Consider the following 11,548-nt stretch of genomic DNA (forward strand, 5'->3'; position numbering starts at 1 on the left):
AGGCCGTACGCAGGGGCAAGCGTTTTTTGGTTACTTTTTTTGGCGTTTGAAAAAAAGTGACCCGCCGTAAGGGCGGAACCATAAGCCGCCGTTACCGCAGGAATGGATATGTACCCCGTCCAACATCACCAGCGACATCACCACCGCCATCGCGGGCAAGCCTCGCTCCTACAGAAGCCTGTGCTACTCGATACGCCAGATCCGCACCGTGGCGTTCTTCAGCTCCAAGGACCACTCCTCTTCCGACAAACGAAGCCGCCGCAGCGTCTCCCCCATCTCCGTCTCAGCCACGTAATCCTTGGCAATCACCAGAACAAGAAACTTATTGCGAACCCCCTCCATCCGTTGCAAGCGGCGAAGATCCGCAAACACCGACCACTCAACAGACTCATCCGGGTCAACCTGCGGAAACCAGAGCCGTCCATCGCCATCCTCTCGAAGAACGGATCGAGTCTCGCCCATCCCCTTGCCCATCAGGCACTTGGCAAAAGACACATCCCCCAGGCATTTCACCTCGGCCGCCATGTCGAGATCTTCCGTGTACAGGTCGACTTTCGTGCGTCCACCGGCGTTGCCGCCGGTCCAGATATCCGGATAACCCTGCTGCCAGGCATACAGGCTGAGTTCCGCCTGAATCCAATGCTCCCGGCAATCGTTCAGTTCCAATACCTGCGCCATGCGCTCGCTGATCGCAGCAAAAGCCCCGAGAAAAACCTCCGGCCATACAGGTGTCGTATTCATCTTTGGATTCCATTCCTGGCGTTGTTGGGGAGCACTTTTCAGGCCCCCGTAAATTTTCCTACCTCTCGCAGATCGGCCGGCACCCCACAGTCTTGAGTTACCGCAGAAACAGATATGTAGACCGTCCAACATCCCCTGCGAGGCTACCACCGTCATCGCGGGCAAGCCTCGCTCCTACAGGTCAGGCGTTGCACCAACGATCCCGGCCCATTACCTTTACCCTCAAAAAGCGCGCCCACCGCCAGGAACCCCACCATGCAGCCCCTTGGTTACACCTCGGTCCCACCGCTGCTCAAATACCTGCGCCACGCCGAACACCTCGGCCTGCCCACCGCTCCCGCGCTGCAAGCCGCGGGCCTTGCCGCCGAACAACTGAACGACAACAGCCTGCGCCTGCCCGTCGAGGTCCACGAACGCCTGCTGGGGTATTTCTGCCAGCACTCCGGCGACCCGCTGTTCGGCCTCAATGCTGCCCGCTACGTGTTGCCCAACTCCTGGAGCGTGCTCGGCTACATCACCATGAACTGCGCGACCCTGGGCGAAGCCATGAGCCGGATCATGCCGTTCGAAAAACTGGTGGGTGACATGGGGGTGAGCCGCATCGAGATGGTCGAGGAGCAGGTCCGCCTGATCTGGAACTGCCGCCTGCCGACCTCCGACACCCGCCGCCAGCTGGTGGAAAACGTGCTCGCCTCCTGGCTGCTTTATGCCCGCTGGATTGCCGACACCCAGCTCTCACCGAGCGCCGTGTGGTTCGAACACCCGCTGCCGGCCGGCACCACGCAGGAACAATACGAAGCGTTTTTTGCTTGCCCGGTGCTGTTCGAGCAGAGCTGCTCGGCCTTGCTGGCGCCGCTGAGTTACCTGCAACTGCCGTTGCGCCAGGCCGACGCCCAGTTGCTGCGAACCTTGGAAGAGCACGCCATGAGCCTGATGGCGTCGCTCGAGGAAGCTCCGCTGGCGCTGCAGGTGAAAAACGCCCTGCGCCAGTTGCTCAAGGAAGGTTTGCCGCGCAAGGAACAGGTGGCCGATCTGCTGGCGATGTCACCACGCACCATGCAACGCCAGCTGCAACAGGCCGGCACCTCCTACCAGCAGATCCTCGACGACCTGCGCCAGGAGCTGGCCGAGCATTACCTGCTGCACAGCGACCTGCCGATCCAGGACATTTCCTATTACCTGGGCTTTACCGAACCGCGCTCGTTTCACCGCACCTTCAAGGGGCGGACGGGGATGACGCCGGGGGAGTTTCGGCAGACCCAGCGAGCACGCCAATCCCTGTAGCCGCTGCCGAGCCTGCGAGGCTGCGATAGGACCGAAGGTCCTCCAGCGATATCAAGATCCCTGCGCCCCCTTCGGGGTCGATCGCAGCCTCGCTGGTGCTCGGCAGCGGCTACAGGTTCATGTTCGGATTCGGGATTCGGGGTCAGACGCAGATGGCGTTAGTGAACACCAACCGATTGCCGAACGGATCGAGCACCGTCATGTCCTGGCTGCCCCAGGGCATGGCCTGGATCTGCGGGTGGGCGAAGCGGTAATCCTTGGCCAGCAACTGCTGCTGGAAGGCTTCCAGTTCGTCGGTCTCGATGCGCAACGCGGAACCCGGCGTGCTATCGCCATGGTGCTCCGACAGGTGCAGCACGCACTCCCCGCGCGACACCTGCATATACAGCGGGAAGTTGTCTTCGAAGCGGTGCTGCCAGTCGAGCGTGAAGCCCAGGAAGTCGATATAAAACTCCCGTGCCTTGGCCTCGTCGAAGATCCGCAGGATGGGGGTGGTTTTGCCAAAGCTCATTGCGCGACTCCCTGATGAAAGATGTCCACGGTATAGCAGGTGGATGTCAGCACTTCGGCTAGGCCAAGGCTTTCTTTAATATCACCAGGCCATCATTGTGACGGCGTTCACCTATTCGGCACCGCGCGCCTTCAGCCGTTGAAGCCTTCACGCAAATCCCCTTCCCGCGCCAGGAAGCGCCCTTGCCTGCGGCCGTTGGCCTGGCCTTCGGCATAGCTGCGCACGCCGTTGACCCACACGCCCTCGATCCCTTCGGCGGCTTGTTGCGGGCTTTTGAAGTCGGCGACGTCGCGGACCCGCGCCGGGTCGAACAGCACCAGGTCGGCCCAGTAGCCTTCGCGGATTTCTCCACGCTGCTTGAGGCCGAAGCGCGCTGCCGACAGCCCGGTCATCTTGTGCACGGCGGTGTGCAGTGGGAACAGGCCGAGGTCGCGGCTGAAGTGCCCGAGCACCCGCGGGAAAGCGCCCCACAACCGTGGATGGGGGAAGGGGTCTTCCGGCAGGCCGTCGGAGCCGATCATCGACAGCGGATGGGCAAGGATGCGCCGCACATCGGCTTCGTCCATGCCGTAGTACACCGCGCCGGCCGGTTGCAGGCGCCGCGCGGCCTCAACCAGGGCCGTGCCCCACTCGATGGCGATGTCCATCAGGTCGCGGCCGCCCAGTTCCGGGTGCGGGGTGGACCAGGTGATGGTGATGCGAAAGGCGTCGGTGACCTGCTTGAGGTCGAGGGTCGAGGAACTGGCCGCGTAGGGGTAGCAATCGCAGCCCACCGGGTGGTCCTTCGCCGCCTGCTCCAGGGACGCCAGCAATTGCGGGCTGCGGCCCCAATTGCCCGCCCCCGCGCATTTGAGGTGGGAAATGATCACCGGCGCCTTGGCGTGGCGGCCGATCAGGAAGGCTTCGTCCATGGCCTCCAGCACCGGTTCGAATTCGCTGCGCAGGTGGGTGGTGTACACCGCGCCGAAGGCGCTCAGCTCCTCGGCCAGTTGCAGCACCTCGTCGGTCTCGGCCGAGAAGGCGCTGGCGTAGGCCAGGCCTGTGGATAAACCCAAGGCGCCGTCTTCCAGGCTGGCGCGCAGTTGCTCGCGCATGGCGGCGATTTCCTCCGCCGTGGCGGTGCGATACAGGTCGTCCAGGTGGTTGCTGCGCAGCGCCGTGTGGCCGATCAGCGCCGCCACATTGACCGCCGGTTGCGCGGCGTCCACCGCGTCGCGGTAGTCGCGAAAACGCGGATAGACGAAAGCTGCCTGGCTGCCCAGCAGGTTCATCGGGTCCGGCGGGTCGGCGCGCAAACTCACCGGCGAGGCGCTGATGCCGCAGTTACCGACGATCACCGTGGTCACGCCCTGGCTGAGCTTGGGCAGCATCTGCGGTTGGCGGATCACCACAGTGTCGTCATGGGTGTGCACGTCGATAAAACCGGGGGCCAGCACCTGCCCGGCGGCGTCGACTTCTTCAGTGGCACGGGCGCCTTGCAGGTCGCCGATGCGGGCGATGCGGCCATCGAGCAGGGCGACATCGGCGGGGTAAGCCGGGCGGTCGCTGCCGTCGATCACCAGGGCGTTGCGGATCAGGGTGTCGTAAAGCATGTCAGTCTCCCAGCGGCAGGCAATCGTCGCCGCCGCGGTAATCGTCCAGGGCCAGTTTGATCCGGCGCAGACGTTCCTGGTTGTCTTCGGGCAGAGCCAGCGCCAGCTCGGTGGCCAGTACGTCGATGGCCAGCAGCATGCCGTAGCGCGCGGCCGTGGGTTTGTAGATAAAGGAGGTCTCGGCGCTTTGCAGCGGCAGCAGCACGTCCGCCAGTTCCGCCAGCGGCGAGTCGGCCAGGGTGATGGCGAGCACGCTGGCGCCGTAGCTGCGGGCCAGTTCGACGGTCTCCAGCAATTCGGGGGTGATGCCGGTCAGGGAGCAGGCGATCAGCGCGTGTTGCGGGCCTAGGGCCGCGGCGGTCACCCGCATCATCACCGGGTCGTGGCAGGCGGCGATGGGGTAGCCGAGGCGCACCAGGCGCACCTGCAACTCGTCACTGCACAGGGTGGAACAACCGCCCATGCCGAAGGCATGAATCATCTGCGCCTTGCCTAGCAGGCGCACCGCATCGCTGAAACGCGACTCGTCAAACCCCGCCAGATGCTGATGCAGGGTCGACTCGATATCGCCGACGATCTGCCGGTAGAACCCCGACTGCTCTGGCGCGTCCGCCGGGTCGAGAAAGCGGCTGCCGACCCCGCTGGCCTGGGCCAGTTGCAGGCGCAGGTCGCGCAGGTCGCGACAGCCCACGCTGCGGGCAAAACGCGACAGGGTGGCGGCGCTGACTTCCGCCTGCTGCGCCAGTTCTTCCAGGCTGGCCGAGGCGGCGAAACCGACGTCATCCAGCATCAAGCGGGCGATGCGGCCTTCGCCGGCGCTGAAGGAATCCTGGCGGGAACGGATCTGGTAGAGGATGTCCATGGGCGGCACCTGGGCTCAAAGCAGTTGGGCAAGACCGACGGTCAGGGCGAAGGCGACCACCGAGATCAGGGTCTCCAGCACCGTCCAGGTCTTGAAGGTCTGGGTCACGGTCATATTGAAGTATTCCTTGATCAGCCAAAAGCCGCCGTCGTTGACGTGGGAGAAGATCACCGAGCCGGCGCCGGTGGCCAGCACCAGCAGTTCCGGATGGGGGTAACCCAGGCCGATGGCCACCGGCGCCACCACGCCCGAGGCGGTGGTCATGGCCACGGTGGCCGAGCCGGTAGCGATGCGCATCAGCGCGGCGAACAGCCAGCCCATCAGCAGCGGCGACAGCTGGAATTCATGGGCCAGGCCGACGATCTGGTCGGTGACCCCGGCGTCTACCAGGATCCGGTTCAGGCCGCCACCGGCGCCCACCAGCAGGGTGATGCTGGCGGTCGGCGCCAGGCATTCGTTGGTGAACCTGAGGATCGATTCGCGGTTGAAGCCCTGGGCCAGGCCGAGGGTCCAGAAGCTCAGCAGGGTCGCCAGCAACAGGGCGATCACCGAGTTGCCGATAAACAGCAGGAACTGGTTGAGGCCGCTGCCCGGAGTGGAAATCAGGTTGGCCCAGCCGCCGATCAGCATCAGCACCACCGGCAACAGGATGGTGGCCATGGTGATCGCAAAACTGGGCAGGCGGGTGCGCGGCTCACGGTCGATGAACTGGCGCGCCAGCGGGTTCTCCGCCGGCAGCTGGATGCGCGGCACGATGAATTTGGCGTACACCGGGCCGGCGATGATCGCCGTGGGAATGCCGATCAGGATCGCGTACAGCAGGGTCTGCCCCACCGACGCCTGATAGGCCTGCACCGCCAGCATCGCCGCCGGGTGCGGCGGCACCAGGGCATGCACCACCGACAGGCCGGCGACCATCGGCAGGCCGACCATCAGGATCGACACGCCGACACGCTTCGCCACGGTGAAGGCAATCGGCACCAGCAACACGAAACCGACCTCGAAGAACAGCGGCAGGCCCACCAGGAAGGCGATGCAGACCATCGCCCAGTGCGCGTTGCGCTCGCCGAAACGGTCGATCAGGGTCCGCGCCACCTGCTCCGCGCCGCCGGACTCGGCCATCATCTTGCCGAGCATGGTGCCCAGGGCCACCACCAGGGCGATGTGCCCCAGGGTCTTGCCGACACCCGCCTCGTAGGCCCCGACCACGCCGGACGGCGGCATCCCAGCCATCAGCGCCAGGCCCACCGAGACCAGGGTGATGACAATGAACGGATTGATCCGGTAACGCGCGATCAGGACGATCAGCGCGATGATGGCGATGGCGGCATAGCCCAGCAGCCAGTAGCCCGTTGCAGGTGTCATGCGGTACTCCTCGAAAAAGGGTCACGTCGAATGCTTGTGAAACTCATAAATCATTTCGTGACCGGATTTTCAAACCCCATGAAATTAATTTTCGTATAGAGACAAGCTTTGTCGCGGACAGACAAGTCGTGTCGCGAATAATGAAAATCGGCGAGGGGTATTTTCATCCGCTGTAGCGGAAGCCCCGCTTCTGTAGGAGCGAGGCTTGCCCGCGATGGCGTCGTTCCTGGCACACCGCGGGGCTCCAATCGCGAGCAAGCTTCGCTCCTACAGAAGCTTGCTCGTGATCAGCGGGTTATTTGACGACTTTGCCCACGCCGCGCCCGCGTGGGTCGGAGGCCGTTTCCAGCTGGCTGCCGGTGACCCGGATCGCCTGGATATCGCCCATCTCCCAGCCCTGGTCTTCCAGGGTGTAGCCCATGGCTTTCAGCTCGTCGGCGACCTTGCCGGTGAGCGGCGCGTAGGCGTCGTAGTAAATGGTGTCCTTGGGCAGCAACTGGTGATGCACGCGCTGCGCAGCCACGGCTTTTTCCAGGGGCAGGTTGAAGTCGTAGAGATTGTTCAGCACCTGGAAGATCGAGGTGAAGATCCGCGACCCGCCCGGCGTGCCCAGCACCAGGGTGACCTTGCCGTCGCGGGTCACCAGGCTCGGGCTCATGGACGACAGCATGCGCTTGCCCGGGGCGATGGCGTTGGCGTCGCCGCCGACCACGCCAAAGGCGTTGGCCACCCCGGGCTTGGCGCTGAAGTCGTCCATTTCGTCGTTGAGCAGGAATCCCGCGCCCTTGACCACCACACCGCTGCCGTAGTCCCAGTTGAGGGTGTAGGTGTTGCTCACCGCGTTGCCGTCGGCGTCGACTATGGAGAAGTGGGTGGTCTGGTGCCGCTCCAGGCCCGGGCGGACTTTTTCGGTGGGCGAGATGGCCGTCGGATTGATCTCGGCGGCGCGTTTTTTCAGGTAAGCCGGGTCGGTCAGCTGCTTGACCGGCACATCGGAGAACGCCGGGTCCCCGAGGTAATCGGCGCGGTCGGCGAACACGCGTTTTTCGATTTCCGCCAGCAGGTGGATGTACTTGGCCGAGTTCAGCTCGACGCCCTTGAAGTCCGCCGTGCGTTCTTCCTTGATGGTCATCAGCTGCGCCAGGGCGACGCCGCCGGAGCTTGGCGGCGGCGCGGTGTACAGGGTGTTGCCGCGCCAGTTGACCTGCAGCGGCTCACGCCAGGCGACCTTGTAGTCCTGCAGATCCTGCTTGGTGATCAGGCCCTTGTCGGCCTGCATCTGCGCCACCAGCAGGTCGGCGGTCTTGCCTTCATAGAATTCCTTGACGCCCTGGTCGGCGATGCGCTCCAGGGTCGCGGCCAGCTCCGGCTGGCGGAAGGTTTCGCCCGATTTCATGCTGCCGAAGTAGTCGCCGAAATTGGTGCTGTCCTTGAACAGCTTCAGCGCGTCCTCGCGGTACTGGTACTGCTTGTCGGCGACCTTGAAGCCGTTTTTCGCATAGCCCACCGCCGGGGTGATCAGCTCGCTCCAGGGCAGCTTGCCGAATTTCTTGTGCGCCTCCCACAGGCCCATCACCGTGCCCGGCACCCCCGCGGCGCGCGCGCCGACCAGGCTGAGGTTTTCGATGACCTCGCCTTTTTCATTCAGGTACATATCGCGGGTCGCGGCCTTGGGCGCGGTTTCGCGGTAGTCGAGAAAGTAGGGTTTGCCGTCGATGAACAGGGTCATGAAACCGCCGCCGCCAATGTTGCCGGCTTCGGGGTAGGTCACCGCCAGGGTGAAGGCGGTGGCGACCGCGGCGTCCACCGCGTTGCCGCCCTTCTTCAGAATCTGCGCCGCGACGTCGGCGCCATATTGGTTCGGCGCGGCGACCGCGCCACCTTCCAGCAACGCGGCGAAGGTCGGCGAGCTGACAGCAATCGCCACGCTCAGGGCCAGGGTCTTACACAGCAGCATACGCATGGAGTCCATCCTTTTTAGTTGTTATCGGGCCAGACGAACCTTAGGCGTATTGGTGCGCTTCGAGCAAACGCCAACAGCAAAACGGCCGCCCGCAGGCAGCCGTTTGTCGCGGATGGATCAGTCAGGTCGCGGCAGCGTCAGCCCCTTTGTAGGAGCTGGCTTGCCAGCTCCTACAAAGGGATCAGCCTTCGAACAGCGGGTTGGCGTAATCGGCCAGCTTGCCCTGGATAAAGTCGAGGAAGCACTGGATGCGCAGGGCCAGCTGCGAGTTGCGGTAGTACACGGCGTTGATCGGTTGGCGATAGCCGCTGTTGAACTGCGCGAGGAGCGGCGTGAGGCGCCCGGCGCGGATGTCGTCGATGGTCATGAAGTGCGACAGGCAGGCAATGCCCTGCCCTTCCAGCACCAGGTGGCGCACCGTCTCGCCGCTGGAGGCGCTGATGCCCGGCTGGATCGGCCAGCGGTCGCCATGAACATGGCGCAGCGGCCAGTGGTTGAGGGTTTCGGTCTGGGTGAAGCCCAGCAGGGTATGTTCGCTCAGCTCGGCCACGGTGGCGGGTGTGCCGTGCTGCTTCAGGTATGCGGGGCTGGCGAGGATATGCAGCGGGCTGCAACCGAGCGAACGCGCATGCAGAGTCGAGTCCGCCAGGGTGCCGATGCGGATCGCAATATCGGTGCTCTGTTCCAGCAGGTCGATGATCAGGTCGTTGCTGTTGAGTTCCAGCTGGATGTCCGGGTACAGGCTACGGAACTCGGCGATGTAGGGCACGATGGCATGCAGCATGAACGGCGAGGCAGCGTTGATCCGCAGGCGCCCGGACGGCGTCTGTTGGCGGGACGACAGGCGTTCTTCGAGCTCGTCCATCTGGTCGAGGATCAGCTTGGCCTGCTCGAAGAAGTACTTGCCCTCTTCGGTCAGGTCCATGCGCCGCGTGGTGCGGTTGATCAGTGTGGTATCGAGCTTGGCTTCCAGGCGCGACAGGGTGCGGCTGACCGCAGACGGCGTCTGCCCGACCTGCTCGGCCGCCGCAGAAATCGAACCGCACTCGATGACGCAGACGAAGATCTGCAGTTCGTCGGATCTGGCTTTCACGTAAAACCCTCTATCGATAGACACCTGTAGCCGCTGCCGAAGGCTGCGATAAGGCCGAAGGCCTTCAACGATCTCACGACCTTGCGCCCCCTTCGGTGGCGATCGCAGCCTGCGGCAGCGGCTACACGGCACGCCACCGATAGTAGCCGGATTTACGCGGGGAGGTTGAACACCGCCTTGAGGTGTTCTTCGTAACGCTGCACATCGGCTTCGATGTTCGGGCGCTTCATCACGTCGACGCAGAGGAAGGTCGGCAGGCCGCGCATGCCGAGGAACTGGTTGGCCTTGTGGAACGGGAAGTACACCGCGTCCACGCCCTTGGCTTCGAAGAAGTCGCTCGGGTCGTCGAAGGCTTGCTGCGGAGCGTTCCAGGTCAGCGACAGCATGTACTGCTTGTCGTGGATCAGGCCGCCGCTGCCGTACTTCTGTGAGGCGTCGGAACGGGTGCGGCCGTCGCTGGCGTAGAGGCTGCCGTGGCCTTCGGTGAAGACTTCGTCGATGTACTTTTTCACGGTCCAGGGCGCGCCCATCCACCAGCCCGGCATCTGGTAGACGATCACGTCGGCCCAGAGGAACTTGGCCACTTCTTCCTTGATATCGTAGCCCTCGTCGATGTGGGTGACTTTCACATCCACGCCGCCACGGTCCAGCACCGCCACCGCGGTTTCATGCAGGGTCGCGTTGTAGCGGCCGTCGGAGTGGGCGAACTTCTTGCCACCGTTGAGCAACAGTACTTTTTTCATGATCCAGCCTCATCAGGAACAACCCTTTGGCGTTGCGCTGCAAGGCCGGGTCGAGAAGGTTAAAAACGATGGGGCGGAGAATATCGTTGAGAGACGATATGAATAAGCGCGATCCAGGCAAAAAACATTTGACCAATACGCACGAATAGGCGGCGGATTCGTGTCGTAGAATTTTTTAAAACTCCCTTACTCAGGAACGCAGCATGTCCGCACAGCACGGTTTTATCCTCCACGCCAAGACCCGCCCGGAAATGTCCGAAGCCTTCGAGGCGCTGTTTCGCGCCTATGTCGAGCCGAGCCGCGCCGAGCCCGGCTGCATCGAATACCACATGCTGCGCGACCAGCAGGACCCGAGCCTGTTCATCTTTTATGAGATCTGGGCATCCCAGGCGCACCTGGACGTGCACTCCAACCTGCCGCACATGAAGGCGTTCTTCGACAAGCGCATGGATTACCTGGAGCGGGATTTCGATATCCGCCGTATCGATATGCTCAGCCCGTCGTCCGCTAGCCGTTGATTAATAGGTGGCCGCCGAGCAACCCCAGGCCGCTGAAAAACACCCGCTTGAACAACAGGGTGCTGATGCGCTGGCGCAGCGCCTGGCCCAGCCACATACCGAGCAGGGCCGGGATCAGCGCCAGCAACGAGGCGCTGAGCTCGCCGCCGCCCAGGTCGCCGCGCCAGTACAGGCCGGCCGCCAGGGCCAGGGTCGAGATGGTGAACGACAGCCCCAGGGCCTGCACCAGCTCATCCTTGTGCAAGCCCAAGGCTTGCAGATAAGGCACCGCCGGAATCACGAACACCCCGGTGGCCGAGGTGATGACGCCCGTCACCAGGCCGCAGGCCGGGCCCAGCCAGGTTTCCATGCGCGGCCGCAGCCGCAGGGTCGGCAGCAGCAATCCGCTCAGGGCATAAAGCAACAGCGCCGCCCCCAACGCCCGCACCACCCAGCGCCCGCCGTCGATCCCCAGCCACAGACTGCCCAGGCCGGTGCCGATAAAGATCGCCAACAGCATCGGCCACAAGCGCTTGAGCAACGTCCACAGGTGCCCACCAAAGGCCAGTTGCCAGACATTGGTCAGGGTCGCCGGAATGATCAGCAAGGCCGCAGCCTGCGTCGGCGCCATAGCCAGGCCGAGCAGGCCCATGGCGATGGTCGGCAGGCCGAGGCCGATCACGCCCTTGATCATGCCGGCCAGGACAAAGGTGCCGATCACCAGCAGGGACAGGAGCAAACCGAGGTTCTGGTAAAACGCGAGGGAAGTGTTCATGGCGCTATCCTGCGCCGGCGGCGGTGGGCTGAAAATCTGCCATATACTGAGGCAGCCTCTTGCTTGGCGAGAGGCTGGAGATTTTCGGCGGCTGTGATGGCCCTATCGCGGGCAAGCCTCGC

The 11,548-nt window shown here is 63.7% G+C and carries 11 protein-coding genes; 2 read left to right on the plus strand and 9 right to left on the minus strand.

The window, feature by feature from the left end; all coding sequences use genetic code 11:
* Positions 1-183 precede the first annotated feature (183 nt).
* Positions 184-741, minus strand: coding sequence for a hypothetical protein (locus tag ACTJKT_RS29440; protein WP_440789982.1), 558 nt, complete (start codon positions 739-741; stop codon positions 184-186).
* Positions 742-996: 255 nt separating this feature from the next.
* Here ACTJKT_RS29440 and gliR point away from each other — a divergent pair, with 255 nt between their 5' ends.
* Positions 997-2,025: an AraC family transcriptional regulator GliR gene (gene gliR / locus ACTJKT_RS29445; RefSeq protein ID WP_440789984.1), complete on the plus strand. Its 1,029-nt coding sequence runs from the start codon at positions 997-999 to the stop codon at positions 2,023-2,025.
* Positions 2,026-2,167: 142 nt separating this feature from the next.
* Here gliR and ACTJKT_RS29450 read toward each other — a convergent pair whose 3' ends face one another.
* The 7 genes from ACTJKT_RS29450 to ACTJKT_RS29480 form a co-directional block, all read right to left on the minus strand.
* Positions 2,168-2,536, minus strand: a complete 369-nt coding sequence (locus tag ACTJKT_RS29450; protein WP_009046877.1) for a glyoxalase superfamily protein — start codon at positions 2,534-2,536, stop codon at positions 2,168-2,170.
* Positions 2,537-2,667: 131 nt separating this feature from the next.
* On the minus strand, positions 2,668-4,128 hold the full coding sequence (locus tag ACTJKT_RS29455) for an N-acyl-D-amino-acid deacylase family protein (RefSeq protein WP_440789987.1): 1,461 nt from the start codon (positions 4,126-4,128) through the stop codon (positions 2,668-2,670).
* 1 nt (position 4,129) lies between these two features.
* On the minus strand, positions 4,130-4,990 hold the full coding sequence (locus tag ACTJKT_RS29460) for a MurR/RpiR family transcriptional regulator (protein WP_440789989.1): 861 nt from the start codon (positions 4,988-4,990) through the stop codon (positions 4,130-4,132).
* A 15-nt stretch (positions 4,991-5,005) separates the two neighbouring features.
* On the minus strand, positions 5,006-6,355 hold the full coding sequence (locus tag ACTJKT_RS29465) for a GntT/GntP/DsdX family permease (RefSeq protein WP_440789991.1): 1,350 nt from the start codon (positions 6,353-6,355) through the stop codon (positions 5,006-5,008).
* A 295-nt stretch (positions 6,356-6,650) separates the two neighbouring features.
* Positions 6,651-8,318 (minus strand): gamma-glutamyltransferase, encoded by a 1,668-nt coding sequence (gene ggt / locus ACTJKT_RS29470; protein ID WP_440789993.1) that lies wholly within the window; start codon positions 8,316-8,318, stop codon positions 6,651-6,653.
* A gap of 181 nt (positions 8,319-8,499) precedes the next feature.
* Positions 8,500-9,411, minus strand: coding sequence for a LysR substrate-binding domain-containing protein (locus tag ACTJKT_RS29475; RefSeq protein WP_440789995.1), 912 nt, complete (start codon positions 9,409-9,411; stop codon positions 8,500-8,502).
* Between the two features lie 152 nt (positions 9,412-9,563).
* Positions 9,564-10,154, minus strand: a complete 591-nt coding sequence (locus ACTJKT_RS29480) for an NAD(P)H-dependent oxidoreductase (protein WP_440789997.1) — start codon at positions 10,152-10,154, stop codon at positions 9,564-9,566.
* A 203-nt stretch (positions 10,155-10,357) separates the two neighbouring features.
* Between ACTJKT_RS29480 and ACTJKT_RS29485 the strand changes: the two genes are divergently transcribed.
* A complete protein-coding gene (locus ACTJKT_RS29485; RefSeq protein ID WP_440789999.1) occupies positions 10,358-10,672 on the plus strand; it encodes a putative quinol monooxygenase in 315 nt (104 codons plus the stop codon).
* Here ACTJKT_RS29485 and ACTJKT_RS29490 read toward each other — a convergent pair.
* Positions 10,662-11,426: a sulfite exporter TauE/SafE family protein gene (locus ACTJKT_RS29490; RefSeq protein ID WP_440790001.1), complete on the minus strand. Its 765-nt coding sequence runs from the start codon at positions 11,424-11,426 to the stop codon at positions 10,662-10,664. The two genes, ACTJKT_RS29485 and ACTJKT_RS29490, sit on opposite strands and share 11 nt — an antisense overlap.
* Positions 11,427-11,548: the final 122 nt, after the last annotated feature.

It is taken from the genome of Pseudomonas sp. 22526, from assembly GCF_052044735.1.
GTDB lineage: Bacteria > Pseudomonadota > Gammaproteobacteria > Pseudomonadales > Pseudomonadaceae > Aquipseudomonas > Aquipseudomonas piscium.